The organism is Acetobacter estunensis (assembly GCF_011516945.1).
Classification (GTDB): Bacteria; Pseudomonadota; Alphaproteobacteria; order Acetobacterales; family Acetobacteraceae; genus Acetobacter; species Acetobacter estunensis.
Genome location: NZ_WOTH01000026.1, coordinates 1 through 26,318, shown reverse-complemented (window position 1 = coordinate 26,318; position 26,318 = coordinate 1). Strand labels below are relative to the sequence as shown.

At 59.0% G+C, this 26,318-nt stretch carries 26 protein-coding genes and 1 CRISPR repeat array; of the genes, 8 read left to right on the top strand and 18 right to left on the bottom strand.

The annotated features are described in order from the left end of the window. Positions 1-26 precede the first annotated feature (26 nt). Genes pqqB through pqqE form a run of 4 tightly spaced genes read left to right on the top strand, consistent with a single transcriptional unit; the run spans position 27 to position 3,047 of the window. Complete coding sequence (pqqB, locus tag GOB87_RS11690; protein ID WP_166316877.1) at positions 27-950, top strand: pyrroloquinoline quinone biosynthesis protein PqqB; 924 nt, start codon at positions 27-29, stop codon at positions 948-950. Then, positions 947-1,678 (top strand): pyrroloquinoline-quinone synthase PqqC, encoded by a 732-nt coding sequence (pqqC, locus tag GOB87_RS11685; RefSeq protein ID WP_166316874.1) that lies wholly within the window; start codon positions 947-949, stop codon positions 1,676-1,678. The genes pqqB and pqqC overlap by 4 nt, the downstream gene beginning before the upstream one ends. Further along, positions 1,675-1,968: a pyrroloquinoline quinone biosynthesis peptide chaperone PqqD gene (gene pqqD / locus GOB87_RS11680; RefSeq protein WP_166316871.1), complete on the top strand. Its 294-nt coding sequence runs from the start codon at positions 1,675-1,677 to the stop codon at positions 1,966-1,968. Before pqqC ends, pqqD begins: the two co-directional genes overlap by 4 nt. After that, on the top strand, positions 1,956-3,047 hold the full coding sequence (gene pqqE, locus GOB87_RS11675) for a pyrroloquinoline quinone biosynthesis protein PqqE (RefSeq protein ID WP_166316868.1): 1,092 nt from the start codon (positions 1,956-1,958) through the stop codon (positions 3,045-3,047). The genes pqqD and pqqE overlap by 13 nt, the downstream gene beginning before the upstream one ends. A 183-nt stretch (positions 3,048-3,230) precedes the next feature. Here pqqE and GOB87_RS11670 read toward each other — a convergent pair whose 3' ends face one another. The 12 genes from GOB87_RS11670 to GOB87_RS11615 form a co-directional block, all read right to left on the bottom strand. Continuing rightward, the gene (locus GOB87_RS11670) at positions 3,231-4,496 is read right to left on the bottom strand and encodes an NAD(P)/FAD-dependent oxidoreductase (RefSeq protein ID WP_166316865.1); all 1,266 of its coding nucleotides are present in this window, start codon (positions 4,494-4,496) and stop codon (positions 3,231-3,233) included. Between the two features lie 236 nt (positions 4,497-4,732). Continuing rightward, complete coding sequence (locus GOB87_RS11665) at positions 4,733-4,975, bottom strand: DUF3297 family protein (protein WP_166316862.1); 243 nt, start codon at positions 4,973-4,975, stop codon at positions 4,733-4,735. A 66-nt stretch (positions 4,976-5,041) separates the two neighbouring features. After that, positions 5,042-6,328 (bottom strand): beta-ketoacyl-ACP synthase II, encoded by a 1,287-nt coding sequence (fabF, locus tag GOB87_RS11660; RefSeq protein ID WP_166316859.1) that lies wholly within the window; start codon positions 6,326-6,328, stop codon positions 5,042-5,044. Positions 6,329-6,407: 79 nt separating this feature from the next. Beyond that, complete coding sequence (locus tag GOB87_RS11655) at positions 6,408-6,647, bottom strand: acyl carrier protein (protein WP_166316854.1); 240 nt, start codon at positions 6,645-6,647, stop codon at positions 6,408-6,410. Between the two features lie 273 nt (positions 6,648-6,920). Beyond that, positions 6,921-7,664: a 3-oxoacyl-[acyl-carrier-protein] reductase gene (gene fabG, locus GOB87_RS11650; protein ID WP_166316922.1), complete on the bottom strand. Its 744-nt coding sequence runs from the start codon at positions 7,662-7,664 to the stop codon at positions 6,921-6,923. A 34-nt stretch (positions 7,665-7,698) separates the two neighbouring features. Beyond that, a complete protein-coding gene (gene fabD, locus GOB87_RS11645; RefSeq protein ID WP_166316851.1) occupies positions 7,699-8,670 on the bottom strand; it encodes an ACP S-malonyltransferase in 972 nt (323 codons plus the stop codon). 108 nt (positions 8,671-8,778) lie between these two features. Then, entirely contained in the window at positions 8,779-9,282 is a 504-nt protein-coding gene (locus GOB87_RS11640; protein ID WP_166316848.1) for a YdcF family protein, read from the bottom strand. An 8-nt stretch (positions 9,283-9,290) separates the two neighbouring features. Continuing rightward, the gene (locus GOB87_RS11635) at positions 9,291-9,611 is read right to left on the bottom strand and encodes a hypothetical protein (protein ID WP_242006340.1); all 321 of its coding nucleotides are present in this window, start codon (positions 9,609-9,611) and stop codon (positions 9,291-9,293) included. A 5-nt stretch (positions 9,612-9,616) separates the two neighbouring features. Continuing rightward, the gene (locus GOB87_RS11630) at positions 9,617-10,375 is read right to left on the bottom strand and encodes a glycine betaine ABC transporter substrate-binding protein (protein ID WP_166316845.1); all 759 of its coding nucleotides are present in this window, start codon (positions 10,373-10,375) and stop codon (positions 9,617-9,619) included. A 33-nt stretch (positions 10,376-10,408) separates the two neighbouring features. After that, the gene (locus GOB87_RS11625; protein ID WP_166316842.1) at positions 10,409-12,487 is read right to left on the bottom strand and encodes a M13 family metallopeptidase; all 2,079 of its coding nucleotides are present in this window, start codon (positions 12,485-12,487) and stop codon (positions 10,409-10,411) included. A 112-nt stretch (positions 12,488-12,599) separates the two neighbouring features. Continuing rightward, a complete protein-coding gene (locus tag GOB87_RS11620) occupies positions 12,600-13,430 on the bottom strand; it encodes an acyl-ACP desaturase (protein WP_166316839.1) in 831 nt (276 codons plus the stop codon). Between the two features lie 103 nt (positions 13,431-13,533). Beyond that, on the bottom strand, positions 13,534-15,282 hold the full coding sequence (locus tag GOB87_RS11615; RefSeq protein WP_166316836.1) for an EAL domain-containing protein: 1,749 nt from the start codon (positions 15,280-15,282) through the stop codon (positions 13,534-13,536). Between the two features lie 160 nt (positions 15,283-15,442). Here GOB87_RS11615 and bioB point away from each other — a divergent pair, with 160 nt between their 5' ends. Next, positions 15,443-16,447 (top strand): biotin synthase BioB, encoded by a 1,005-nt coding sequence (gene bioB / locus GOB87_RS11610; RefSeq protein WP_166316833.1) that lies wholly within the window; start codon positions 15,443-15,445, stop codon positions 16,445-16,447. A 190-nt stretch (positions 16,448-16,637) separates the two neighbouring features. Here the strand turns inward: bioB and GOB87_RS11605 are convergent, their stop codons facing one another. From GOB87_RS11605 to GOB87_RS11595, 3 genes are all read right to left on the bottom strand, one after another. Next, positions 16,638-17,297: a tetratricopeptide repeat protein gene (locus GOB87_RS11605; RefSeq protein WP_166316830.1), complete on the bottom strand. Its 660-nt coding sequence runs from the start codon at positions 17,295-17,297 to the stop codon at positions 16,638-16,640. Positions 17,298-17,313: 16 nt separating this feature from the next. After that, positions 17,314-19,599, bottom strand: a complete 2,286-nt coding sequence (locus tag GOB87_RS11600; protein WP_166316827.1) for a TonB-dependent receptor — start codon at positions 19,597-19,599, stop codon at positions 17,314-17,316. Positions 19,600-19,753: 154 nt separating this feature from the next. Next, positions 19,754-20,437: a Fe2+-dependent dioxygenase gene (locus tag GOB87_RS11595; protein ID WP_166316824.1), complete on the bottom strand. Its 684-nt coding sequence runs from the start codon at positions 20,435-20,437 to the stop codon at positions 19,754-19,756. Between the two features lie 264 nt (positions 20,438-20,701). On the opposite strand from GOB87_RS11595, the gene exbB reads away from it, so the two are divergent. The 3 genes from exbB to GOB87_RS11580 are packed head-to-tail and all read left to right on the top strand — an operon-like array spanning position 20,702 to position 22,729. Next, positions 20,702-21,454 (top strand): tonB-system energizer ExbB, encoded by a 753-nt coding sequence (gene exbB / locus GOB87_RS11590; protein ID WP_166316821.1) that lies wholly within the window; start codon positions 20,702-20,704, stop codon positions 21,452-21,454. 10 nt (positions 21,455-21,464) lie between these two features. Continuing rightward, complete coding sequence (gene exbD, locus GOB87_RS11585) at positions 21,465-21,899, top strand: TonB system transport protein ExbD (RefSeq protein WP_166316818.1); 435 nt, start codon at positions 21,465-21,467, stop codon at positions 21,897-21,899. Then, entirely contained in the window at positions 21,896-22,729 is an 834-nt protein-coding gene (locus GOB87_RS11580; RefSeq protein WP_166316815.1) for an energy transducer TonB family protein, read from the top strand. The genes exbD and GOB87_RS11580 overlap by 4 nt, the downstream gene beginning before the upstream one ends. A gap of 188 nt (positions 22,730-22,917) precedes the next feature. On the opposite strand, the gene GOB87_RS11575 is transcribed toward GOB87_RS11580, so the two are convergent. The 3 genes from GOB87_RS11575 to GOB87_RS11565 all read right to left on the bottom strand — a co-directional run bounded on the left by GOB87_RS11575 (position 22,918) and on the right by GOB87_RS11565 (position 25,433). Further along, positions 22,918-23,754 carry an aldo/keto reductase gene (locus tag GOB87_RS11575; RefSeq protein WP_166316812.1) on the bottom strand — a complete coding sequence of 279 codons (837 nt, stop codon included), beginning with the start codon at positions 23,752-23,754 and terminating at the stop codon, positions 22,918-22,920. A gap of 39 nt (positions 23,755-23,793) precedes the next feature. Further along, entirely contained in the window at positions 23,794-24,201 is a 408-nt protein-coding gene (locus tag GOB87_RS11570; RefSeq protein ID WP_242006347.1) for a cupin domain-containing protein, read from the bottom strand. Positions 24,202-24,302: 101 nt separating this feature from the next. Beyond that, entirely contained in the window at positions 24,303-25,433 is a 1,131-nt protein-coding gene (locus tag GOB87_RS11565) for an L-dopachrome tautomerase-related protein (protein ID WP_166316916.1), read from the bottom strand. A gap of 179 nt (positions 25,434-25,612) precedes the next feature. Continuing rightward, positions 25,613-26,007: direct repeats of the CRISPR family, unit length 29 nt; unit sequence CGGTTCATCCCCGCGTGTGCGGGGAACAC. Positions 26,008-26,318 lie beyond the last annotated feature (311 nt).

Sequence of the window (26,318 nt, the reverse complement as noted above, 5' to 3'; positions counted from 1 at the left end):
CGTTTTGCGTTTATTGGACTTGAGTCATGATTGATCTTGTCGTTCTGGGAGCCGCCGCTGGCGGAGGATTCCCGCAGTGGAACTCCAACGCCCCCGGGTGCCAACGGGCACGCTCTGGCGACCCTTTCGCTCCTTCCCGCACGCAGGCTTCCATCGCCCTCAGTGGCGATGGTGAACACTGGTTTGTGGTCAATGCGTCTCCCGATCTGCGTCAACAGATCAACCAGACACCCGTCCTGCATCCCAAGACGGGCCTGCGCTCGACTCCCATCGCCGGCGTTATCCTCACGGGCGCGGAAGTGGACACCATCACGGGCCTTCTCACTCTTCGCGAACGGCAGCCCTTCGAGATTCTCGCGACCCGGCAAGTGCTGGATCAGCTTGATGCCAACCCGATTTTTGAGGCTCTGAATCGCGCGGTCGTCACACGCAACGAAGTGAAGCTCGACGAGACCCATACGCTCACCACACTGGAGGGCCGGCCGACCGGTCTGTCGATGACGCTGTTCGCCGTGCCCGGAAAAGTGCCGCTTTATGCGGAAAAAGGCGCAGATCCCGCTGCGATCGTTGAAAACGGCGAAACAGTCGGTCTTGATGTCACGGATGGTCACGCACGGATCGTCTTCATCCCCGGCTGTGCCCGCATGACGGATCGTCTGCGTGAGCGTCTGCGCGGCGCGGATCTTGTCCTGTTCGATGGCACGCTCTGGACGGACGATGAAATGCTTCGCGCCGGGTTGGGTGAGAAAACCGGCAAACGGATGGGCCATATGTCCGTCAATGACTCAGATGGCACCATTGCCGCGTTCCGCGATCTTGGCGTGAAACGCAAGGTGTTTATCCACATCAACAATTCCAACCCCATCCTGCTGGAAGATTCGCCCGAACGGGCTGAAGCCGAAGCCGCTGGATGGGAAGTGTCCCATGACGGCATGAGGATCACATTATGAGTGACAAGCTTCTGACACCCGATGAACTCGAAGCCGCATTGCGCGCCATCGGCGCCGAGCGCTACCACAACCGTCATCCGTTCCACCGGGCGCTGCATGACGGCAAGCTGAGCAAGGCTCAGGTGCAGGCCTGGGCGCTGAACCGCTACTACTATCAGGCCCGCATCCCCACGAAGGACGCCACCCTTCTCGCCCGTCTGCCCACAGCCGAACTGCGACGCGAATGGCGGCGACGTATCGAGGATCATGACGGCGATGCTCCGGGCACAGGCGGCATCGCCCGCTGGCTGCATCTGACGGATGGGCTCGGACTCGAGCGGAATTATGTGGAATCGCTCGAAGGGCTGCTTCCCGGCACGCTTTTTGCCGTGGATGCTTACGTGCATTTCGTGGGTGAGAAATCGATTCTGGAAGCCATTGCATCCTCGCTGACAGAACTGTTCTCCCCCACCATCATCTCCGAGCGCGTGGCGGGGATGCTCCGCAATTACAGCTTCATCACCGAGGATACGCTGGCCTATTTCACACCGCGACTGACACAGGCTCCCCGCGATTCCGATTTTGCACTGGCCTATGTGAAAGAACACGCCCGTACAGTCGAGCAGCAGCAGGCCGTGCTCCGGGCGCTGAAGTTCAAATGCGGCGTGTTGTGGTCCATGCTTGACGCGCTGGACTATGCCTATGTGACGCCGGGCCGTATCCCGCCGGGTTGCTTCCGCCCGGCATGACGGACACCTCCCCCCTCACTGAAGAGCGGATTCCCGCCTTTGTCCGCGGCACACGGCTGCAACATGACCGAGTGCGGGATCAGTGGGTGGTGCAGGCTCCTGAAAAAGCCTTTCTGGCCGATCCAATCGCGGCTGAGATATTGCGCCGGGTCGATGGACACACCACGTTACGGGCCATCATCGACGACCTTGCCACTGCCTTTACTGCCTCACGCGACCTGATCGCGCGCGATGTGCAGGCAATGGTGCAGGATTTGGCCGAGCGGCAGGTGCTGATATGGAAGGCATGACCCCTCCTCCCCCGATGAGCCTGTTGGCCGAGTTGACACATCGCTGCCCGCTCCAGTGTCCCTATTGCTCCAACCCGCTGGCGCTGGAACCGAAAGCCCGCGAACTCTCGACCGAGGACTGGCAGCGCGTGCTGGATGAGGCTGCCGTTCTCGGCGTGCTTCAGGTCCATTTCTCGGGCGGCGAGCCGATGGCGCGCAAGGATCTGCCCGACCTCGTGCGGCAGGCATCGCGCGCGGGTCTCTACACCAATCTCATCACCTCAGGCGTATTGCTGGATCGGGATTCCCTTGGAAGGCTGGCGGATGCCGGGCTGGATCATGTCCAGCTCTCCTTTCAGGATGTCGATCCACAGCAGGCCGAAATCATAGGTGGAATGAAAGGTGCCCAAAGTCGCAAGATTGCAGCCGCGCGGCTGATTGCCGAAGACGGTATGCCGCTGACACTGAACTTCGTGATCCATCGTCTCAACGCCGAGCGTGTGCCCGCCATGTTCGATCTGGCCGAGGAACTGGGCGCGCGCCGCGTGGAAATTGCGCACACGCAATATTATGGATGGGGCCTCAAAAACCGCTCCGCCCTTCTCCCCACACGTCAGCAACTCGAAGACACCGAACGTGCCGTCGCAGCCGCACGGACCCGGTTTGGCAACCGCATGGCCATCGACTTCGTGACACCGGACTATTACGCCGATGAGCCCAAACCCTGCATGGGTGGCTGGGGCCAACGCTTTCTCAACGTGACACCATCAGGCCGGGTATTGCCCTGTCATGCCGCCGAGACGATTCCGGGTGTGACCTTTCCCACCGTTCACGACGCCTCACTAGGGGATATCTGGGAAAAATCCGAACTGTTCGGTCTATTCCGCGGCACGGATTGGATGCCTGAACCCTGCCGAGGTTGTGATCGACGCGAGATAGATTGGGGTGGTTGTCGCTGTCAGGCGCTGGCTCTGACAGGTCATGCCGAAGCCGCCGATCCGGTCTGCCAGCGTTCCACAGACCGCAAACTCGTGGATGCCGCCATTACAGAGGCGGCAACTGCGACGGAGACCTTTGTCTATCGGCGCTATGGCGACTGACTGCTTTTTCCGTCGGGGATAGAGCTGGAAAAGAAGCGAAGAACCTCTCTATTGACCGCCAGCTTTGATCTTATGAAACTGGCGGCTTTAGAAAACATTCCATAACAACTCTACATCGCGCTCTGCTTACAAAGCGACCGGCGGTTCGGCTGGCTGAAATCAGCCAAGCCGAGCCGCCTCCTATCAACCGGCGTTTTTCACCCAGTCCGGATGATGCGGCACGTTGATGTCCCGTCCCGTGAGCATCATGTCCCAGTAAACGCGCGGAAAGACCTGCGTCTTGAGGAACCATGCAAAGCGACTTGGCTTGCGTTGGTCATAGGGAAAGCTGGGGGCTGGCTTGCCACCATAAAGGAACTCCGCCAGCACGACTTTGCCATAGCTCACCGTCAGCGGACAGGCGCCATAGCCATCGTAGCGCATCTGGAGAGGTTTACCTTCCAGCGAGGCCAGCACGTTCCCCACAACGACTGGCGTCTGAGCCCGAACGGCCGCTGCTGTCTTGGCGTTGCTGGTGCCGATCACATCGCCCAGTCCGAACACAGTGTCGAATGTCTTGTGCTGCAGAGTGGACGGATCGACATTCACCCACCCATTTTCATCTGCGAACGGGCTGGCCTTGATGAAATTCGGCGCACTCTGCGGAGGCGTCACATGAAGCATGTCGAAAGGATGCGTTTCGCGGGTTTTTGTCCCGTCGCCCGCCGTCACTTCAAACGTCGCCAGACGTGCCGGCCCGTCAACCGCCACGAGATTGTGCTTATAATTCAGATTTACGCCGTAATAATCGACGGCATACTGCAAGGACGGTCGGAAATACGCCACGCCGAAAAGAGCATCCCCGGCAAGGAAGAAATTGACTTCCGTGCGATTGAGCGTGCCTTCCTTGCGCCAGTAATCAGAGGCCAGATAGACAATTTTCTGCGGAGCGCCAGCACACTTGATAGGCATTGGCGGCTGCGTGAACAGTGCTTTCCCACCGTTGAGCGTCTGAATGCAGGTCCATGTGTATTCCACATGCTGCATGGAGTAATTGCTGCACACGCCGTTGGAACCAAGCGTCTCGCTCAGCCCCTCAATCTTGTCCCAGTCAAGCTGCAATCCGGGGCAAAGGATGAGACGCCGATACCCGATGCGCTGCCCGTCATCGAGCGTCACGACATGCTCATCGGGCTGAAAGGACTGGGCGGAAGCACGAAGCCATGTCACGCCATTGGGGATCAATCCGCCTTCTTGGCGCAGCGTCTCCCGCAGAGTCATCACGCCGGCCCCCACCAGCGTCCAGCCGGGTTGATAGGCATGTGTGGTGGACGGATCAATGACACCGACTGAAAGCGAAGGCCGCTCGCGGCGTAGACGGGCCGCTACGGCGATACCCGCCGCACCGCCGCCCACGATCAAAATGGTGAATTGCTTGTCCGGCTGTTGCGCTGGCGTTGTTTCACTCATGTCGCGCCACTCCCTGCTGTCTGAAAGACGATGTCATTCACATGAATGTCAGCCTGCGCTTCCTGAAAGTGGGGAGCAAGCACTCCATGGCTGTCGTTTGCGCATAACAGGATTCCATTCGTCAGGCTGGAATCCTTTGCTTTCGAAGTAAGGAACACCACTGGCGGACAGAGGTTCACTTGCAAAAAGAAATGGCGTGCTCAAGCGAGCAAAGGCGCATGTGCCCTGCTGCGACTTCAGGCCTCGTCCTTGATCCAGACTTCAACCGGTCCCTGAAGCTTCATTGTCATGGGGCGCCCACGCCGATCGAGCGTCTTGCTGACGGCCACCCGCACCCAGCCTTCGCTGACGCAGTATTCTTCAATGTTGGTCTTTTCCACTCCTTTGAAGCGCACACCAACACCACGCGCAAGAAGGGCTTCATTGAAAAACGGGCTTTCCGGATCAGCGGAAAGACGGTCTGGGAGGGTATCGCTCATAAGAAACACCTGAAAGCTGGCTTCGGATATAAAAAGGGCCGCCCGAAGGCGGCCCTATGGGCGCGATCAGACGCCCCGCACAATCACACTGGCGTTGGTTCCGCCAAATCCGAAACTGTTGGAGAGCGCGATGTTCACCTTCCGCTCCTGCGCCTGATGCGGCACGCGGTCGATGATGCTCTCGCGGGAAGGATTGTCGAGATTAAGCGTCGGCGGCACCACACCATCGCGGATCGCCAGCATGGAGAACATAGCTTCAACCGCGCCCGCCGCTCCGAGAAGGTGCCCGATGGCGGATTTGGTGGACGACATGGCAACCTTGCGACCGTCATCGCCGAACAGGCGCTCCACGGCGGAAAGTTCAAGATCGTCCGCCATCGTGGAGGTGCCGTGCGCGTTCACGTAGCCGATATCGCCCGGTGTGATTCCCGCACTACGGACAGCCGCGAACATGGCCCGGTAAGCGCCATCATGGCCTTCGGCTGGAGCCGTAATGTGGTAAGCATCGCCCGACATTCCGTAGCCGATGACCTCACCATAAATCTTGGCGCCACGCTTCTTCGCGTGCTCATATTCCTCAAGCACCACGATACCGGCCCCCTCGCCCATGACGAATCCGTCACGGTCACGGTCCCAAGGACGCGACGCCTGCTTGGGTCGGTCATTGAAACCAGTTGACAGAGCGCGCGCCGAGCAGAATCCGGCAATGCCGAGCTTGCAGACCGTCGCCTCAGCCCCGCCGGCCACCATCACATCGGCATCACCGAACATGATGGTGCGAGCGGCATCGCCGATGGCATGCACACCCGTCGCACACGCCGTCACAGCCGAATGGTTCGGCCCCTTGAAGCCGTAGCGAATGGAGACATTTCCCGAGACGAGATTGCCCAGCGCAGAAGGGATGAAGAAGGGAGAAAGACGCTTGGCCCGCCCCTCGTAAACCGTGATCGAGGCATCGTAGATGGTCTGAAGACCACCGATTCCCGATCCGATCTGCACACCTGTCGCACACCGGTCTTCTTCAGACTCGGGCTTCCAGCCGGAATCTTCCACGGCTTCGATCGCCGCGATCATCCCAAGCTGGATGAACCGGTCCATCTTCTTCTGGTCCTTGACAGGAATCCAGTCGGAGATGGTGAGCTTTCCCTCCGCTGTCGGCCCATCGGGAACCTCTCCACCGATATGGGCAGCAAGTTCGCTCGGATCGAAAGCATGGATGCGATCAATGCCGCTTTCACCCGCGACAAGACGCTTCCAGACATTCTCGGTGCCGAGCCCGAGCGGGGTTACCATCCCCATGCCGGTGACGACAACGCGTCTCCGACCCAAATCAGATGCGGCCGACTGCAGCAAGCTCGCCTGCTCCTCAGTTCGTCAAAACAAAAAGACGGCGCCGCCCGAAAGCCGCGCTCGCCCGGACGCGCAAAAGACCTCAGGCGGCCTTCTGAGCTTCGATGTAGTCGATCGCGTCCTTGACGGTGGCGATCTTCTCGGCCGCGTCCTCGGGGATTTCGACGTTGAACGCCTCTTCGAACGCCATCACCAGCTCAACCGTGTCGAGGCTGTCAGCGCCCAGATCGTCGATGAACGACGCTTCCGGTGTCACCTTGCTCTCTTCCACACCGAGGTGCTCGACAACGATCTTCTTAACCTTATCAGCGATTTCGCTCATCTGTCTCTGCTTCCTGTCTGCCCAGGCACTACGGGCGAATGAGTTGCTCACGCCCTGTCCGGACATCCGCCAGACCAGGACATTCGTACAGGGCAACCGGGGTATGCCCGACGAGGCTGCCGGGGCGATTAGCACGGAAATCTTCCGCTCGCCAAGCGGATGCGTAAAACACCGATTGTTTCATCTGTGTCCACATCCCCAAAACTCGGCCGCCCCGTCTCTGCATCAATAAAAAACCAAATGGTTTTCCAATATGTTACGAGGAAAACCTCCTCAGATCATCGCCATGCCGCCGTTGACGTGCAACGTGGCCCCTGTGACCCACGCAGCCTCGTCAGACGCCAGATAGACCACGGCAGACGCGACATCGTCCGGCGTGCCCATGCGACCGAGCGGGATGGAGCCGACCAGTTTTTCCTTCTGGGCCTCCGGCAGCACATCGGTCATGGCCGTCGCGATAAAGCCCGGCGCCACGACATTGAGCGTCACGCCACGTGACCCCGCTTCCTGCGCCAGAGACTTGGTCATGCCCACCATACCGGCCTTGGCGGCCGAATAGTTCGCCTGCCCCGCGTTGCCGGTCGCCCCAACCACGGAGGCGATGTTGATGATACGGCCCGCACGCCTGCGGAGCATGCCCTTGAGTGCCGCACGACACAGACGGAAGGGGGAAGCCAGATCGACCTCCAGCACCTTGTTCCAGTCCTCGTCCTTCATGCGGATGGCCAGTGTGTCACGTGTGAGGCCCGCGTTGTTGACGAGAATGTCCAACGGTGCGCCCGCGACCTCTTCCGCGCGCGCGACAAGCTGATCCGCCGCGGCTGGATCGGACAGATCGGCCGTTACGATATGAACGCGCTCGCCACCCAGTTCCGCGGCCCTCTCGGCAAGAACGGCCTCGCGTGTGCCCGAGAGCACGACCGTCGCTCCCTGCTTGTGAAGAGTCCGGGCAATGGCCGCGCCGATTCCGCCGGAAGCGCCGGTGACAAGAGCGACCTTGCCGGTGAGATTGAACATGGAAATGTCCTGTGTGCTCATGGTTGAGGAAACTTCAGAAGCTCTGAAGGAAACTGTCGATGTCGGTCACGCTGCCGACGGACTGTGTCTTGGCCTCCGGGGCAATGCGCCGGATGAGCCCAGACAGCACCTTTCCCGCACCAAGTTCCACAAAATGATCGATGCCCATGCCGACCATGGCGTCCACGCTCTCACGCCAGCGCACGGTGCCCGTCACCTGCTTCACCAGAAGGTCGCGGATCGTATCCGGCGATGTCACCTTTTCCGCCGTGACGTTGGCGACAATCGGTACGATGGGAGCCCGGATATCCGCCTGCGCAAGCGCCTCCGCCATTTCCTCGGCGGCCGGACGCATGAGCGAACTGTGAAACGGCGCAGACACCGGCAACTTCACCGCACGCTTGATGCCTTTTTCCTTGGCAATGGCGATAGCGCGGTCAATGGCTCCGATCTGACCCGACACCACGATCTGATCGCCTCCGTTGTCATTGGCGATCTCGATGATTTCACGTCGCTCCGGTTCGCCTTCAACCTTCACGATGGCCGCTTCCGCGCACACTTCACGAGCCTGCTCCGGCGTCACGCCGATCAGCGCGGCCATGCCACCTTCCCCGGCCGGGACGGCCCGCTGCATGGCCTGCCCACGCAGACGCAGCAGACGCGCTGTCTGGGCGATGCCGAAGGACCGGGCGGCCGCGAGTGCGGAATATTCACCCAGCGAATGCCCTGCCATGAGCGTGGCGCGCTGGCTGAAGTCGATTCCACCTTCACGTTCCAACACGCGCACAACCGCCATGGAAACCGCCATCAACGCCGGTTGGGCATTCTCCGTGCTGGTCAGGGATTCGGCCGGTCCTTCGAAAATGGTTTTCGAAAGATGCTCGCCCAGCGCGTCATCGACTTCCTGAAAAACTTCGCGGGCAGAGGAAAAGGCATCGGCAAGATCCTGTCCCATGCCGGGGGACTGACTTCCCTGTCCGGGGAAAACGAAGGCGTAAACAGGCATGGGCCTCTCCTCGACAGACAATGACATCGGCACACGATGCGCGCACATGAGCGGCCTGATGAAAGGAAATCACGGCAGAAAGTCAATGACAGGGCGACCTGCACGGACTCAGACCCCGCGCTGATGCAGCCTCCAGCGAACGACGAGAAACACATCCCACAGCATGGCCGGAAACTCGCGCAGCCAGACCCATGCCCGCCATGACCGTGAACGTCCCAGACAGGCGGGAGCCGGAACAGCCTGCGTCTTCCACCCCAGCGCCTGCATCATTGCGGTGCAGCGCATCATGTGAAAATCGCTGGTGACGAGCACCACCGGCCCTGCATAACCTCTCTTCCACAGCAGACGGGTGCAGGCGATGGCAGACTCGCAGGTATCGCGTGAACGCGCCTCCAGCAGGAGGGCATCTTTCAGCACACCCTGTTCGCGAAGGATATCCGCCATCACAGCCGCTTCCGTGCGTCCGGCACAGGGAACACCGCCTGTCAGAAGATAAACCGCGTCCGCCCGCTCACGACCAAATCGCAGAGCGGCGTCCAGACGCGCGCGCAGCACAGGACGGGGCGTGCCGTCCGGCTCCAGTGCCGCACCAAAGACGATGACGGGAAGCATGGGCGCGTTCAGCCGGTGGTCGGAGCCGACAGCTCCAGCACCCCAAAGGGTGCGAGCGCAGTCACGGTCTTGCGCCATACATCTTCGAACTGAGGCGCCTCGACTCCACGCGAGGCAAGTCTGGCGGCCAGATTCGCTACGGTATTGCGCCCATCTATAAGCGGAAAAATACCACGCGCCTGTGGCGGCAGTTGCACCACGACAGCCTGCGCCCCCTCTCCGATGGTGAGTTGATGCGTATTCGTCATGGCCATTGCCAGACGAATACCGTCAACGCCCCTTAGATGGGGCACAATATCGGGTTGCATCGGGTCGGGCGGCACGTTCATTGGGATCAACGAGGCAGAAGTTTGCCGCGCTGCCACTCCTCGGCGGCCTCGTCCGGTGACATGTCCAGATGACGCACGGCTTCATCCAATGCACTGACGACCTTGTTGCCCAGCGTCAGCTCATCCAGTTCATCGACCAGATCCTGATCCGCAGTCTCCCTGAACGCCTGACTTATGAGCAGTCGCGCTTCCAACTCGTTACCACCCGCCTTTTTCGGATCGTCCAACGGACGCAGGGGCAACGAATGGATCAGATGGCAGGGAGAGAACAGCGGAGCAATGACGGGTTCACCGCTCTTTACGGCGGCCGCAATGGCTGAAAACGCCTGCTCGTCCGGCTGGGTCTCAATGGTGAACCCTGCTTCGGTCAGGCCATAAGCCGCCACCATCTGACGCACATGCGAAAGCAGGCTTTCGGGGGTGATGAGATGGCGCGCGGCTCCGGACGCCGCCACATCGGCCACAGAGGTCAGACCGTTCAGAGGGCTATCCGCCCGTTCAGCCACAAAAAAAGCGAAGGCTGGGCGATAAAGGCACCCCAGAGGCTCCACGGCAGCCGAGAGAAATTTCTCATCCTCTCCCGGCAGCCAGACCGTGGCGAAAATATCGATCTCGCCCTGCCCCATCATCTGCGCCAGCGAAGGACCGTCACCCGTGAGATAATCCGGTTCAAGATCATAGGCTTCCAGAACGCGCGCAACCGCGGCGGCCACTGCGGCATGCAGGGGAGTGTTACGGTAGGCGAGCGTCGGTGTGGTGGTCATGATGAAACAGTTCTTTCCTTGGGGAATGCGGTTTTACCAGATTTTCACACGGTCATCCGGAGCAAGATAAAGCTTCTGGCCGGGCTGGACGTTCCAAGCCCTGTACCAAGCATCGATATTGTGAGCCGGCAGATTAACCCGCGCGGCAGGTGCCGAATGCGGGTCGATAACGGCAAGCTGGCGCGCCCGCTCGTCGCGCACTTTCATCCGCCAGACCTGCGCCCAGCCGAGAAATACACGCTGCTCGCCGGTCAGGCCATCCAGAACGGGAGCCTCCTTGCCCTCCAGAGACGCCCGATAGGCATCAAGGCCAAGGGTCAGGCCACCCAGATCCGCGATATTCTCGCCCATGGTGAGTTTGCCATTGAGATGGACGCCCGGCAGCACCTGAAACGTATCGTACTGCGCTCCGAGACGCGCGCCACGCTGCTCGAACCGCTCAGCGTCCTCTTTTGTCCACCAGTCGCGCAGTCGTCCCTGCTCGTCGAACTTGCGTCCTTCGTCATCGAATCCATGCGTCATTTCATGGCCGATGACACCGCCAATGCCACCGTAGTTGATGGCGGGATCGGCTTTGGGATCAAAGAACGGCGGCTGAAGGATGGAGGCCGGAAAGACCACCTCGTTAAAGACGGGATTGTTGTATGCGTTGACCGTCTGCGGCGTCATGTCCCATTCGTCGCGGTCCACTGCTTTGCCAAGATGCGCGAGCCAGTAGCGCCACTCGAACGCGACGGCACGCTCTGCATTGCCGTATGCATCCCCGGCCCTGATGGTGAGGCTCTCGTAATCCCGCCATTTCTTGGGATACCCCACCTGAATGTCGAAGTGATCCAGTTTGACGAGCGCCTGCTTTTTGGTCTCGGCGGCCATCCAGTCGTTGTTTTGCAGACGGACGCGAAAAGCCACTTTCAGACGCGCCGTAAGCTGCTCCATGGCGGCCTTGCTCTCGGCCGGGAAAAAGCGCTCCACATAAATGCGACCAATCGCCCAGCCCATCGCATCATCTGTCGCGTCGGTCATCCGCTTCCAGCGTTCCGCCAATTGCGGCTGACCGGCGATGGTCTTGCGATTGAAGGCATAAGAAGCATTCACAAAGGACGAGGACAGAAGCGGCGCTGCATTGTTGGCCAGATGAAAGGCCAGCCACGCCTTGAGCACAGGCATTGACGCTGTTCCGAGCACTGCGGCTTCACCCACAATCGCGGATGGTTCCCCCACGACGATGCGGGCCTTGTCCACCTGTGGCGGCGTGATGCCCGCCCCTTTCAGCCACGCGATCCAGTCAAAACCCGGCGCTTCCGCGATCAGCTCGGCCACGGTCCGAGGATTGTAGGTCTTCTCCGGATCGCGCATGTCGGCGCGCGCCCAATGTGCTTTTGCGATCTGACTTTCCAACGCCACGATATCGGCCGCACGACGGCTTGCCTCCGGCCATCCCACAAGAGAAAGCATCTTCGCAACATAGGCCTGATAGGCGGTTTTCTTCGCAGCAAACTCCGGCTTGAGATAATAATCCCGGTCGGGCATCCCAAGCCCACCCTGATCCAGTGTCACGGTAAATCGTGTCGGATCTTTCGCATCGGGCTGGATGGACAGCGCAAAGGCGGAATACTGGAAGGTGGTCTGGCCGCTGCCAATCACACGGGCCAGGTCAGCCGGATTGGCTACGGCGCGAATGGCCGTAAGATCGGCTGTCAACGGCGACGCACTCAGCGTCTCGATGGTCTTTTCGTCCATCAGCGCGGCGTAATATGTCCCCAGCTTTTCCGCTGTCGTGACCGGAATGGCGGCGGGACGCTGCGAAAGTTCCACAAGGATGTTGCGCACGCGCTGACGTGAAAGTTCACGCAGTTGATCGAATGCCCCAAACGAGGTGCGGTCCGGGGGAATGACCAGAGAGCGGACGGCGCGCCCGTTGGCATAATCGAAAAAATCATCGCCGGGCATGATGGTCGTCTCGCGACCGGCAAGGTCGAACCCCCATGGAGCGATGCTCGCCGTCGCTTGGGGAGCAGAGGCCGCAACGGCCCCGGAGACCGTGCTGAGGCTGGCCGCCAGCATCAGAACTGCTGCGAAAGACGGACGGACGATCTTGCTGGAACGCGACATACCGAATGCACTACCTGCCTTGCGGAAAGCGCGCGCGGTCGGCCTTTCCTTGCGATGAATTGTTGGGCGCCATGGTAGGCCGGAGAGCAGACACGGGTAAAGAACCGCGTCCTCAAGTTCCTGTAGCGGCTGCAATCTTTGCAAAACTGCGCTGGCGCTGACGGATCAGGGCATAAACCCCACGGGCCGCCCAAGCATGCAGGCGGCTATGAGGCTTGAAACCTATGGTTTTGAAAACCATGCCGGTCACACGGTCAATGTGCTTCTGGCGATAGGACATGAGCGCACGCGACATGTAACCGGCAATGCACCGCTTGCGATCATACGGTACGCTCTCGGGCTCATTGGTCGTGTAGTAGGCGGACGCCAGTTCGTCGTCCTCGCTTTCCGTGATGCGCCCCAGAGCGATACGCGCGCGCGCCCATCCGCCCAGCTTTTCCCGCTCGAGGTAGCGCCGCATATGGTCATAGAAGAGCTTGAAATGGCGGCACTCATCCGCTGCGATCAGTTTGCATATCTGGCGCAAAAGCGGTTCGTCCGTGGCGTCCGCCAGCGCGGAATAAAAGGACGATGTACCGGTTTCCACCATGCAGCGGGCGATCAGTTCGCCCGTCCGTGAACCGCGCACAGAGGTCGAAGTGTCCAGATCGATGTGGAAAGTCGAACGATACCGTTCAAAAGCGGCGGGATAATTCCATGACGGATCAGCCAGCATCGCCCAGCGACCGAGCGCATCCCCGTGCTGAACCTCTTCGATGGCCCAGTTGTCTGCGGCGACCCTGAAATCGGCATCGTCCGAGAAAACGTGGTTGAGATAGACCGCGTAATCGACGCCGTTACGTTCAACAACGGCGGCCGCCTTCACGACCGCAATGATATCGGGATCCACACGCGACGGCTCGAAACTGCCCCAGTCCAGTTGATCGATATGCCAGTGCTTCATGCCATCCCCGTTCCTGAACGCGCGTGGAGCGCCGCGCCTGCTTCGCCCTCGCCTGCCCCCAAAAACACCTGACGTCAAGAAAGGCTGCCTGTCGGTGGCGGCTTTATCCTGCGGCCGGAAACACCACTCCTCCACTCCGCATCGCCGCCACGCGACGGGCAGGAGGAGGCGTTGGAGCCGGACTGACCATACGTGAGGGTGCCGGCTGTCGTGGCGAATGATCGCTAAATGTCGCCATGAGGACGTCGGCGGTGACCGGCTTACCGAACAGCCATCCCTGCCCACATTCGATGCCCAACTCACGCGCCAGCGCCGCTTCCGCCTCGGTTTCGATCATCTCCGCCACGGTCCGGCATCCCAGTTCGAACGCACAGCGTGCGATGGTGCGCACAAGGATACGGTCACGCCCACTGGTCATGGCATTACGGAAGAACGGACCGTCGATCTTGACGTAGTTTACCGGAAAGCGCCGCAGATACTCGAAGCTCATGGCGCCTGCGCCGAAATCATCGAGGCAGATGCGATGACCGCGCTGGAAAAGATATTGCAGCAGGGCACATGGCTGTTCGAATTCGGTGATGCCTCGCGTTTCAGTGATTTCGATCAGAAGTCGGGAAGGTGCGACTTGCGTGTCGCTCCCTTCGAGCACGGCTCGCAGACGCTCGGCAAACTCCGCCGACTGCACCGACCGCCCGGAAACATTCAGAGCCAGACGGACGCTGACGGGCAGTTTCTGAAGCAGCTTGATCGTCTTCACGCAGTTCACGAGATCGAATGTGTTGATCATGCCAACCTGCTCGGCGATCTGAATGAACTCGGAGGTGTTGGAAATACCTCGTGCAACGCCCTGCGCGAACCGCGTAAGCACTTCGTAATGCTGAATAATCCCGGTCTTGAGCGTCAAGATCGGCTGCAGAACCTGAAAGAATGTCGCATCCTCAATGATGCTGCGACAGGAAGCCACAAGCTCCCGGTCCTGACGGGCAGACGCCGCCAGACAGTCAGGCAGATTCGTGACGGCCGCACAATCGGCAGAATGTCGCGCAAAGGTCGCAAGGGCATGCTCAAGGGCCGCCTCCACCTCCTTCTGTTCCATCAGGGACGTATCAAGCGGCAAGGTCTGACTGCGTGGATGGGCCAGCAGAACATCCGTCGCTTCAATAATTTTTTGCTCGACAACGGATGGGTCTTCACCGGCCTTTTGGATGAAGGCGAAACTGTCTTCCCCCAGTCGCGTCACAGCGCCTCCTTCGCTGTTGAGACGAAGGATCGCTTCGGCTTCCGCAGCAAAAGCCATCCCCAACTTACTTGAACGCAGCTTCGAATCCTTCATCAGAGGCGGCAGCGCCAGCATGACCACCTCGAATCGGGGCTTTTCCTCTGCTGAAGGCACAAGCCTGCGCGCCAGATCGATGAAAGATGTGCGGTCAAGAAACCCGTCACTACCAGCATCCGCGATAAATGTGCGATCGAGGATGGTCGCCGTGACCAGACGCTCCCCCTTCACGCCGGGCATCGGACTCATGCCCACAATGGCAGTGACGAGTTCGGGAGAGCCTGCATGCAGGAAGCGCATCGCCAGCCGCCCGACCGGCTGCTCACGATCGAAGGCCTCCATGACACGACGGAGAAAAATGCGATCCTGCGGCGCTATGAGATCGAACAGAGATAGGCCACGCACTGCCGTCGGCGGGTGTCCGACCAACTTCGCGATGGCTCCTCCCACATGACGAATGCGGAAAACCCGATCCACCTCGAACAACACGTCAGCCGCCGCAAACGCCAGCGCCGCCAGTTGTTCAAGCCGACGGTCCGCCGAAGCCCCGGCCTTATTCTCTTTGTGGGGGGCCATGGGTCTCCGCACATTTCCACTTTCGACGCCCCAGAGTGGGGGAAAGAGAATAAGGAGAGCTTAAAATCGTCGCGAAATCGCAACTGCGTTGTAAAGCGTCGCCGTTCCATGCCAAGGAAAGGCTTCACTCCGCGCTTCGATCAGAGGATGGTTCCGCAACATGGCCGATGGCAGCCAGATTCACTCCGCCACCTCCACGCCCGTCTCGTCAGTGTTGCGCCACGACTGGACGCGCGCGGATGTTCAGGCTCTGCTTGACCTTCCCTTCCCAGAGCTTCTGTACCGGGCGCAGACACTGCACCGCATGTTTTTCGATCCCACCGAGATCCAGATTTCAACCCTGCTCTCGATCAAGACCGGCGGTTGCCCCGAAGACTGCGCCTATTGCCCGCAAAGCTCCCGTCATGAAGAGCGCGTGCAGGCCGAGAAACTCATGGCCGTGGAGAAAGTTGTGGCGGAAGCCCGCCGCGCAAAAGAGGCGGGCGCCGCACGTTTCTGCATGGGAGCGGCATGGCGCTCACCCAAGGATCACGACCTTGAAACAGTGTGCTCCATGATCGAGGGCGTAAAGGCTCTCGGACTGGAAACATGCGTGACTCTGGGAATGCTCGATGACGCGCAGGCGCATCGCCTGAAGAACGCCGGGCTGGACTATTACAACCACAACATCGACACATCGCCCGAGTTCTACGGTGAGATCATTTCGACGCGCACCTATCAGGAGCGCCTCGATACATTGGCCAATGTCCGTGACGCCGGGATCAATGTCTGCTGCGGCGGTATCGTCGGCATGGGTGAAGGCGAATCGGACCGGGCTGGAATGATTGCGGCCTTGGCTTCCATGCCCAAGCACCCCGAAAGCGTGCCCATCAACCTGTTGGTGAAAGTCGCAGGAACGCCACTTGCCTCGGCTGAAGAGGTCGATCCACTCGATTTCGTGCGCATGATTGCCGTCGCTCGCGTGACAATGCCCGCAAGCCATGTGCGACTGGCCGCTGGCCGCGAAAATATGAGCGACGAGACTCAGGCGCTGTGTTTTCTGGCGGGAGCGAATTCGATTTTCTACGGTGAGCGTTTGCTGACCACGCCCAATCCCGCCGCAACGCGGGATCGGCAATTGCTGGACCGGCTTGGCCTGCGCACCACAGTTGCGACGTCTGCTTGAGACATCGGTTCTCCAGTTGCGAGCCCGTTCTGAGCATACCCACAGCGAACAGGCTGACTCTTGAACCGGGCATCAAAGGCAGGGTCCGCGGCCGCCCTCTTTTTACGGGCTCCCGTACTATACCGATGCGCTTGGACGATCCAGTTGGGTAGCCAGAGCAACGCAACCGCAGATGATGACGGTCGTCAATTCAGGCGGTCTCATGAAGGCATTGCACCCGCTCTAATACTTTTTCCAATGCGAAATGACAGGGAGCCCCGCCCACAAGCAGGGCAACGCCTCTATACACATCATCAAAGCCTATGGAGATCGCGTGATCGAGCCAGAAAGCCGCCTGTTCGAACTGCTTTCTTTCAAGATACAGGCGCCCAAGATTGAGACACCCCCAGCAATCTCCCACTTCAGCTGCCATCTGAAACAGTCTGAAGGCCATTGCTATGTCTGGCGCGCCCTCCAGTCCTTCTTCATACAGAAGCCCCAGCATGTTCAAAGCCTTGATCACACCAAGACGGGCCGCAGAAAAATAAAGTTCGGCCGCCCGATGGATGTTTCGTTCAAGTGCTGATTGCTGCATATACAGATCGGCAAGATTAAACATCGCCCATCCGTAACCTGCCCGGGCCGCCTCCTGAAAACATTGCGCTGCCATGACAGGATTTCTGGCCGTGCCCCACCCCATGGCAAATGCCCGTCCAAGCATGTTGACGGCCCGCACATCTCCACTGCGAGCCGCCGCCTCAAACATGATAAATGCTTGGCCAAGATTACCTTGATTCAAACTGATCTGTCCCAAAGCGAGAAAGCTCTCCACCGAAAGGGACAGGCCTGAAGCATCATCTTGAGTTTTCATCTGAAGCATCAAGCGATCAGAAGGTAACGCCAATGTTGCCCAGGAACGTGCGACCTGACGTTGGAACGGCACGGCCTGTCGAAAATGATGATCCGTAGTTCAGATGATCGGTGATGTTGTTCGCATTGAATGACACACGGTAATGCTTCAGCTCCCACGCCACCATGCCATTGAGCGAGAAATTGTAGGGCATGCGTGCTGTATTGGTAATATCCGGTCCGGCCCAGTAACCCGACGAATACTGTGCGCCGCCGGCAATCTTGAGCTGTCCCCAACCAGGATTGAGAATACGGCTGGAGAGATCATACGATGTCCACACTGAGAAATTGTTGTGCGGCACTTGCGGGGCTTCATTCCCATTGGACGTCGTGCTTTGCGTGACCTTGCCGTCCATGTAGGAGTAGGATCCGTAAATATCCCAGTTCTTCGTGATCTTTCCTGTAAGACTCAGCTCCACGCCTCGGATGCGACGGCCGCTGCCCTGATCGGCAAACCCCGTAATCAGGTCGCCATTGTCATTGTAATAATGGGAATTGCTCTCATTAATTTGGAAAAACGCCAGTGTGGCACCCAGACGTTTGTCGAAAAAGTCCGCCTTGCTTCCAAATTCGAACAGGTCACTACGTTGCGGTGAAAAGTCTTTGCCTGTTGCTGGAGTTTCCCCTGTGTTGCCACTGAGCGTGACCATGGAAGCCACATCCGTGCCAACCGGCTTATACGAACGCGCAAAAGTGAAATAGAACGACACCATTTCAAGCGGCGTATAAACAATACTTCCAGAGGGACTCCAGCGGTCGGATTTCTGGGTCGCGCGGTCTCCGCCTTTCTGGGAAACATAGCTGCTTCGGAACGTATCCCATCGGGCCGCGCCAAAAAGTGCCAACTGTTTGGTCAACTGGATATGGTCGGAAAAGAACAACCCCACATCCGTGGCATCCGCATTACGATAGCCAGACTTGGGAAACGCCAGGCTGGTCCCAGAAGTGTGGTAATATGGATCACGGATGGTCTGTGTGTTGGAGCGGCCGCTCCAGCTTCCGTAATAACGGTCGTCATTGACGTAATTCACATCCACACCAGCTTTGATGTCATGATGCACAAAGCCGGTCTTGAAACGAAACTGTCCCATCAGGACATTTTGGGCGCCCCATCCATGCTGGTCATAGGCCGCGCCGCCACCTGCTCCATACGGTAAGGTGGGATTCCCCCCCGCGAGAAACTGAGATGCGCATGTTCCCGAGCACGAACCGGGGGTTGTGGCGGTATACTGACGGTCATATTTGGTCCAGCGCGTGTCATTTGTCAGCGTAAACCAACGTGTGATCTCGGACTTCAAAGCCGATGTCAGGGAATGTACGTCGGACTTGTCACGGTCGAAATCGCGCACATAGCTTGTGTTTCGCGCAAGACCGTGGCTGGTAATGGGACGATAGATACCATCGCTCATCTGGATCATCGGCACGCCGTAATCCGGCGTGCTGTTACTGTTCAGCCATTGCCACGTCAGATGCCATGAGGTCTTGCTGCGCAGACCCACCCCGAAATCGACCGCCGTACCATAACGGTTTGACGTCACACGATCCCGATCCGCCACATCCGACCGATTGTACATGCCGTTGACACGCAAGGCCATGTTGTCATCGATCTGATAATTGATATCGCCCGCTCCCCGGAAAAGAGACGCGCTACCAAAAGCCTGATCGTAATTGTAGCTGTCACCCGCATGCGCATGCTTCATGCTCTGGTTGATGACACCGCCGACATTGCCCGCGCCAAAGTATTCGCCCGTCGCACCCTTAATGACCTGCACGCTCTCCATGTTGAACATGTCGCGTGTGTAGGTGCCGAAATCTTTCAAGCCATCCGTATACATATCCTGTCGGGCCTGAAGACCGCGGATACGGAACTGATCGCCATTCAGGCCGCCATTCCCCTCTCCCGTGGAAAGCGTGATCCCGGGCACATTCGCAAGTGCCTGATCCAGCGTATAGGCCCGCTGCTCCTTGAGGATTTCCTTGGGAATGACCGTAATGGCCTGCGGCGTCTCGCGCACCGAGGTTGGCATACGTGAAATGCCCAGAACCTGACTATTAGTATTACCCGCCGCCACACCGGGATCTTCCGTGCCGCGCACTTTTACCGATGGCAGACGAATGGAAGAACTCTCCGTCTCCGAGTTGCTTGGAGCCGCTTCCTGCGCCTCGGCTTCGCCGCCGATCACACCTAATCCTGCCGACACACCAAAAATCATGGCCAGTGGCACATGGGTGCTCCGCATCACCGACCTGTCAGACCTGCTCATTCCCGTCTCCTGCTACGAAATCTTTCGTCTGCTTCAGCCGTTACACATGCGAAGCGAAACATGACGCTTCGCTACATGTTAACGAGAATGATTCGCAATAAGTGAGTTGTGAACGCACTGTGTCAAAACATGATCGTGGCTTTTGAGTATCACCTCATAACTCCGCCCATTGACGAAGAAGATTATGATAAGTCGATGTCAAGCCAAGCACTCCCGGATGCTCATCCGGCAAGACTGCGCGGGTGGCAATGATCGAACGGTCAAACTCGTAAAGCAGCGTTCGCTTTGCATCGTCTCGCACCATGGACTGCGTCCAGAAGAAGGACGCCCAGCGACTGCCCCTCGTCACAGGTGTGACACTATGCAGACTGCTCGAGGGATAAAGCACCATATCGCCTGCAGGCAGCTTGACGCTGTGCGCTCCATACGTGTCCTGCACAACCAGTTCTCCACCGTCATAATCTTTCGGATCGGTCAGAAAGAGCGTGCAGGACACATCCGTGCGAATGCGAAATCCCGTTCCCGGCAAAGGACGGATCGCATTATCTACATGCGCGTGAAAGTGCATCCCCACGTCGTAACGATTGAAAAGCGGTGGAAACACACGCAGCGGAAGAGCCGCACTGTTAAAGGTCGGATTGCGTCCCAACGCGCGCAGGACAAGCTCGGACAACTCCTGACCGACCGGGGAATCTCCGGGAACCTGGAGATTTTTCTTGGCCTTGGCCGACTGGTCTCCCGCCGTAACCCGACCGTCCACCCATTGAATGTCTTCCAGCACATGAAGGCACCGCGCCAATTCCTCTGCGTTGAGCACCTCCGGCACATGAATAAGCATGTGACACTCCCGTCCAGTCGATCCACGAACAAAACCGGCCACACTTCCTGCCACATGGCGCGTCAGTCATATTATGCAACCGATTATCAGTTGCACTCATAACCAAGCCCCGTCATAGAACCAACAGGAAGTTTCGCGACGTTACGGATGATGACTCCGGACATACGCAACACCCGTAATCCAGTGGCGTTTTCTCCGCTCTTCCTCCCCATGCAACGGCGGAAAAGGTGGAAACCCGTTCTCAATGAAAGGCTCCGCTGCGTCATGCCCGTCGATACGCCTGCTTCGGTTCCTCTCACCTTCTCTCCGTGGGAAATGTTCCTCGGAGCGGGGCCTGTCGTCCGGGCCGTGATGATCCTTCTGGCTCTTGCTAGCATCGCCACGTGGACGATCTTCATCGCGAAATCCATCGAACTCAGACGGTTGCGCACCAGACTGGTGGCTGCCGACATTCTTTTGGACGATGCGGCCTCCCTTGATGGCGCGGAGGACCTGACACGCAATTGCCGTGTCGCACACACTCTGGTTCTGGCAGCGGAAGACGAACGCACCCGTTCACACGACATTCCTGAAGACGGTGAAGGGCTGAAGGAGCGTATCGTCCTTCATTTGGAGCGCATTGAAGCCAGTGAGGCGCGGCGCCTCATGCGGGGCACGGGTTTGTTGGCAACCATCGGTGCAACCGCGCCGTTCGTGGGCCTGTTCGGCACGGTATGGGGCATCATGACCTCCTTCACCGGCATCGCGGCGACCAAGGCCACGAGCCTTGCCGTTGTGGCGCCCGGCATTGCCGAGGCTCTTCTGGCCACAGCGCTTGGACTGGTCGCGGCCATTCCCGCCGTGGTGATCTACAACCACCTCGCACGCCAGTGCGCCGCCTGCCGTGAAGGGGTGGCCGACCTGACAGCCTCCGTGATGCGTCTCGTGTCCCGTGATCTCGGGCGTCTCCGCCCCACCCTCTCGCGCGCGCAGGTCATTCCTTTCGCCTCGCGCGAGCAGCGCATTCCGGCGGAATAAGAAACACGCCATGGCCATTCGTATCCGTCACAGTTCTGACGATCTGCACGAAGCGCACGAGATCAACGTCACCCCCTTCATCGACGTCATGCTGGTGCTGCTCATCATCTTCATGGTGACCGCGCCGCTGACCACGGTGAACGTGCCGGTGGACCTTCCCTCCTCCACCGAGAAACCCACACCACGACCCGATGACCCGCTGTTTCTCACCATCAAAGCCGATCATGGTCTGGCGCTGGGCGAAGAAGACGTCGCACCCAACGCTCTGGCTGGCGCCATGGAGAAAGCCAGCAAGGGCAACAGGGACGAACGCATCTTTCTGCGGGCTGACAAGACCGTGGATTACGGCACTCTTATGGGCGTGATGGACAAACTGCGCGCTGCCGGTTTTCTCAAGGTCGCGCTGGTCAATCTTCAGGGGCAGGAGGAAGGAGCAGAGCAATGAGCAGCGCTGTTTTCCCGTCTCCCACCTCGTTCCGTGACCGGCGTCATCAGGCGCTGCAACACGAGCAGCAACGGGAACGACGCCTCTGGGGAACGGCGCTAACGGCAGTAGTGACTTTCGTGGCCGTCAGCGTGGCCCTGAGCACGCTCATTCCGCGCTCACCACCCGCAGTTTCCCTGCCGCCCCCGGCCGCCATCGCCATCGATCTTGCCCCTCTTCCGACAGCCATCCCCACGCCTCCGCAAGACGTGCCGAAAGGCCCGAAACAGACGCAAGCCCAGCCTGATCCCACGCCGGAAGAGCCGCCCAAGATAGCAGCGCCACCCTCTCCTGCGCCGCATCCTCCTGCCCCCGTACCGAAAACCGAGACGCGCAAGATCGTGAAAAAGACCGTCGTCAAACCCGTTTCGCATAAGGAAAAACCACTTCCGCTCAAAGAAGCACCAGCAGAACGCACCACAGCGCCTCCTTCCACCGAAGCTCCTCCTGCCGTTACACAGGCGTCCCCTTCACCGGGAGCGTCCTCTTCGCACGCATCGCGTGCTCCGGCTTCATGGCAAAGCGATCTCGTGGCGAGGCTGGAACGGTTCAAACGCTACCCAACGGAGGCGCAACGCCATAGGGAGGAAGGCACACCACTCCTGACCTTCACCATGAATCGCAAGGGACGTGTGCTGTCCGCTCGCCTTACAAAACCATCCGGTTATACCTTACTCGATCAGGAAACACTGGCTCTTGTCCGGCGCGCCGAGCCGCTACCCGAACCACCCGACAGTGTGTCGGGAGACACGATCACCCTGACCGTTCCCATTGAATTCTACGTTGAGTAGGAAGGACGAATACACAGAATCAGACTTATCTGACGCTGCCGCTGTCTATCTTTTTCGCATTTCATAGCGACAGGAATAGTCTGTGTTCTTTGACAGGCCCGCCTCATAAAAAATGCCGCCCCTTAATGGGACGGCACGCCATCTCTCACTCTGGAAAATAAACCAGCAGAGCAAGCCATTCCTCGTGTTCAGAACTCTTCGTACACCGCCGGATCCTGATTGGCCGTGCGACCATCCGGGCGCGCCAAGGTGGCGATCGCCTTCATGTCCTCATCCGTAAGCGCAAAATCAAAGATCGACATATTCTCGATCTGATGTTTGCGGCTCGATGCCTTGGGCAGCGGCACACACCCAAGCTGGTGATGCCAACGCAGGATCACCTGCGACACCGAACGCTCCACCCGCTTGGCAATTCCTTCCAGCACCGGATTGGTGAGAATATCGTTGCCGCGCCCAAGCGGACTCCACGATTGCGTGACGATATTATGCTGCTTGTGCCACGCACGCGCCTCGTCCTGCGGAAAATAAGGGTGCAGCTCAATCTGATTGATGCAGGGCAGAACCCCCGTTTCGTCCAGAAGACGCTGCAAATGCTCAGGCAGGAAATTGCACACGGCAATCGACTGCACATATCCGCGCTTCTTCGCCTCGATCAGTGCTTTCCAAGCCTCCACATATTTCCCGACCTTCGGATTGGGCCAGTGGATGCAATACACATCGTAATAATCCACGCCGGTCCGGTAAAGAGATTCCTCGATCGTGGCCAGAGCCTCATCATAGGCGTGGTGACGGCCGGGCAGCTTGGACGCGATACGGATGCTCTCCCGCTTGTGGCCGCTCTCACGCAGCGCCTTGCCAAGTGCGCCTTCATTTTCATAGTTGAAGGCGCTGTCGAGACCGGTATAGCCGACATCGATAGCCCCCTTCATCGCCTCCACACCCGAAGCGCCGTTGAGCTTGTAGGTGCCGAACACGATGGCTGGAATCTTCGTCCCATCATTGAGCGTAATTTGCGGCATGGTCATGAAATGGTCTCCTTGGTCTCGATGTCAGGGAACAGTGCGTCAGTATTCGGGCTTCTCGCCCTTTACCGGCACCGAAGTGGGTTGCCCCACTTCCCCCGCATAGGTCAGCAGCAGCACTGTCTGCGTGTTGCCCGACTGGCCCCGATGAATGTCATCCACGGATTCCGCAAACGCCTCTCCTTTGTGGAACGTGTGCTGCTTGCCGCTTTCACGATCCGTGATCGTCAACTGCCCTTCCAGCACATAGCCCGCATTGGGACAGGGATGCGTATGCCACGGCAACGCCGTATGCGCCGGGATCGTCAGACGGATCATCGTCAACTGCGGCTGCCCTGATGAATACGGTTTGTACGCCACGCCATTCCATGAACGATCGCTTTGCAACAGGACGTCCTTATGTGCCGTAGCCACATTCTGGGCATGCAAAGTGCCTGCGGAGATCATCATGCCGACAACGGTGGCCACAGATAAAAGCTTTGCAGCATGCATCTTTTTCACTCCTTTCCTGCGCTCCTGATCGCTTTCAATCTCCATCAGGAGCCATCACTTCATTGTTCGGGCTGAGTCTTTTCGGACGGAGCCGCAATACCAATCCGCGCAATCAGGTAAGGTGGACGGCGCAGGTCTTTTCCATCATGGAAACGGGGCAGACGCGACCACTGACCGGCCACGACATAAACGGCCCGATCATCGGCAAAGATACCGTCCGGCCAGACAAGACGCGGGTCGGATGCAATAAGATCGAACGATCCGTCCAGATTGCGACGAAAGACCGCATCATGATCGGCAGCGGTCGTGTAAATCCGCCCCCACGCATCGCTCGCCAGCCCATCCGCCGCTCCCTTCTCACCCTCATCACTCACAGCCGCTGCAAGTTCAGCATCGGATTTCGAGAAATCTGCCAGAAAGGCCGTCGGAAGACTGTAGAGACGACGACTGGCAAGCGGCGCATAGTAAAGCCGATCCGACGCATGCGAGAGCGTGATCCCGTCAGCGCCTCCGCCGGGAAATGTCGGGTGTTCACGGTCAACTTTCAGAACCCGACCGTCCAGAACGGTCTGATAACCCGGGTCCGGCTGCGTGGAGCGGTCATGCTCCAGCACACGGCGCTGTCGCCCCGTCGCAATATCCACCACCACGAGCGCAGGGTGACCATCGAAGGAACTGTCGGTCACATACGCCGTGCCGGCTGCGCCATGGGTCAGATCAATGCGCAGATCGTTCATATGGCTGCCGGGCAGCAACGCCTCTTTCAGCACGACGGCCACAATCTGCTTGCCTGAGCGCACATCGAAGCCGACAATTTTGGCTCCGCCCGGTGGGATTGGCTGTCCTTTTATCTTACCGTCATCAATGCCCCATAGTCGTCCCTGCGTGTCGGTCGTCAAACCATGCACGGAAAGCAGCCGAGAAGAGGGCGGTGCACCTATTGGTACGGTCGTTGCCGGGAATGGCTCGAGGCGCCCATCTTTCCACTCTGCCAGAACTGGCCCCGCATGATCGCCATCGTGCTTGGGGAAGCTGAGAAACATCCGCCCGTCAATCACGGCAATTCCAGACGGGTCGGGCGCCTGTAACGCGCCAACGATCTCGACCTTTCCTTGCGCACCAAACCCGGGATCATGATTATCAGTGATTGGAGGAGGTGTGCGCGCCCAAGCTGCCCCTCCCCCATGCATCAGCACCCCAAGAAGAATGGCCCCCGCCACCCTCTCCTTCCCGCATAGCGTGAACAGAACCCGCCCTCCCTGAGCTTGCTTGTGAGAGGACCGTCCCCGTCACGTGTGTCGTAATATGTATACGATAGAGCCTTGGCGCAGTTCCAAGGTGTTCACAGGACCGTCATCAGAATGACGGATGGTTCATCCCCGCGTGTGCGGGGAACACGTCATCGTATTTCGAGATTCCAGTATCATAGCCGGTTCATCCCCGCGTGTGCGGGGAACACCTACTATCTCGCACATACAGAACAGCGTTCCCCGGTTCATCCCCGCGTGTGCGGGGAACACGCCTCTCAGACTCTTGGATTCGCCCCTGAAAACGGTTCATCCCCGCGTGTGCGGGGAACACTATCGTCAGGTAGGCGAAGCATTGCTTTCCGCCGGTTCATCCCCGCGTGTGCGGGGAACACGAGCCAGACACGCATGATGACATCTGGAGAAACGGTTCATCCCCGCGTGTGCGGGGAACACTCGATAAGCGTTCGGCCACCCTCGCGGAACGTCGGTTCATCCCCGCGTGTGCGGGGAACACCCGGTGTAAGGGGACAGAGGGTTCTGCACACCACGTAATTCGGGATTGTGTGGGATTGCCGGGGATTTGGTGGGACAAAATTTGGCGCGCGGCGGCGGTTCGAACGCAGGGAGGATTTTATCCACAGGGCAAGAACCGCACCGATTTTGGTTTTGCACCAAATGGGTCCAGCCCCTACTTCGGTCATTTGGTATCGCACCTGGAGGGATCGAAGAACCCTTGATTGATGTGCTTGGCCGGTAATTTCTGGGTTTTGGCGATTTGATTGACGGTTTTTGCGATGGCGTCCAGTCTGCGTTTTGAGCAGATTG

Bases quoted from the DNA above. Each gene is read 5' to 3' on its own strand.
- GOB87_RS11635 (WP_242006340.1), bottom strand. From the start codon at position 9,611: ATGAACGTGCCGCCCGACCCGATGCAACCCGATATTGTGCCCCATCTA.
- GOB87_RS11605 (WP_166316830.1), bottom strand. From the start codon at position 17,297: ATGAAAACTCAAGATGATGCTTCAGGCCTGTCCCTTTCGGTGGAGAGC.
- GOB87_RS11630 (WP_166316845.1), bottom strand. From the start codon at position 10,375: ATGACCACCACACCGACGCTCGCCTACCGTAACACTCCCCTGCATGCC.
- GOB87_RS11670 (WP_166316865.1), bottom strand. From the start codon at position 4,496: ATGAGTGAAACAACGCCAGCGCAACAGCCGGACAAGCAATTCACCATT.
- pqqB (WP_166316877.1), top strand. From the start codon at position 27: ATGATTGATCTTGTCGTTCTGGGAGCCGCCGCTGGCGGAGGATTCCCG.
- exbD (WP_166316818.1), top strand. From the start codon at position 21,465: ATGGCCATTCGTATCCGTCACAGTTCTGACGATCTGCACGAAGCGCAC.
- GOB87_RS11620 (WP_166316839.1), bottom strand. From the start codon at position 13,430: ATGAAGCACTGGCATATCGATCAACTGGACTGGGGCAGTTTCGAGCCG.
- GOB87_RS11615 (WP_166316836.1), bottom strand. From the start codon at position 15,282: ATGGCCCCCCACAAAGAGAATAAGGCCGGGGCTTCGGCGGACCGTCGG.
- GOB87_RS11600 (WP_166316827.1), bottom strand. From the start codon at position 19,599: ATGAGCAGGTCTGACAGGTCGGTGATGCGGAGCACCCATGTGCCACTG.
- GOB87_RS11570 (WP_242006347.1), bottom strand. From the start codon at position 24,201: ATGATGATCTCCGCAGGCACTTTGCATGCCCAGAATGTGGCTACGGCA.
- GOB87_RS11625 (WP_166316842.1), bottom strand. From the start codon at position 12,487: ATGTCGCGTTCCAGCAAGATCGTCCGTCCGTCTTTCGCAGCAGTTCTG.
- pqqC (WP_166316874.1), top strand. From the start codon at position 947: ATGAGTGACAAGCTTCTGACACCCGATGAACTCGAAGCCGCATTGCGC.
- bioB (WP_166316833.1), top strand. From the start codon at position 15,443: ATGGCCGATGGCAGCCAGATTCACTCCGCCACCTCCACGCCCGTCTCG.
- fabD (WP_166316851.1), bottom strand. From the start codon at position 8,670: ATGCCTGTTTACGCCTTCGTTTTCCCCGGACAGGGAAGTCAGTCCCCC.
- GOB87_RS11575 (WP_166316812.1), bottom strand. From the start codon at position 23,754: ATGACCATGCCGCAAATTACGCTCAATGATGGGACGAAGATTCCAGCC.
- pqqD (WP_166316871.1), top strand. From the start codon at position 1,675: ATGACGGACACCTCCCCCCTCACTGAAGAGCGGATTCCCGCCTTTGTC.
- GOB87_RS11655 (WP_166316854.1), bottom strand. From the start codon at position 6,647: ATGAGCGAAATCGCTGATAAGGTTAAGAAGATCGTTGTCGAGCACCTC.
- GOB87_RS11580 (WP_166316815.1), top strand. From the start codon at position 21,896: ATGAGCAGCGCTGTTTTCCCGTCTCCCACCTCGTTCCGTGACCGGCGT.
- pqqE (WP_166316868.1), top strand. From the start codon at position 1,956: ATGGAAGGCATGACCCCTCCTCCCCCGATGAGCCTGTTGGCCGAGTTG.
- fabG (WP_166316922.1), bottom strand. From the start codon at position 7,664: ATGTTCAATCTCACCGGCAAGGTCGCTCTTGTCACCGGCGCTTCCGGC.
- GOB87_RS11665 (WP_166316862.1), bottom strand. From the start codon at position 4,975: ATGAGCGATACCCTCCCAGACCGTCTTTCCGCTGATCCGGAAAGCCCG.
- GOB87_RS11595 (WP_166316824.1), bottom strand. From the start codon at position 20,437: ATGCTTATTCATGTGCCGGAGGTGCTCAACGCAGAGGAATTGGCGCGG.
- GOB87_RS11640 (WP_166316848.1), bottom strand. From the start codon at position 9,282: ATGCTTCCCGTCATCGTCTTTGGTGCGGCACTGGAGCCGGACGGCACG.
- exbB (WP_166316821.1), top strand. From the start codon at position 20,702: ATGCCCGTCGATACGCCTGCTTCGGTTCCTCTCACCTTCTCTCCGTGG.
- GOB87_RS11565 (WP_166316916.1), bottom strand. From the start codon at position 25,433: ATGCATGGGGGAGGGGCAGCTTGGGCGCGCACACCTCCTCCAATCACT.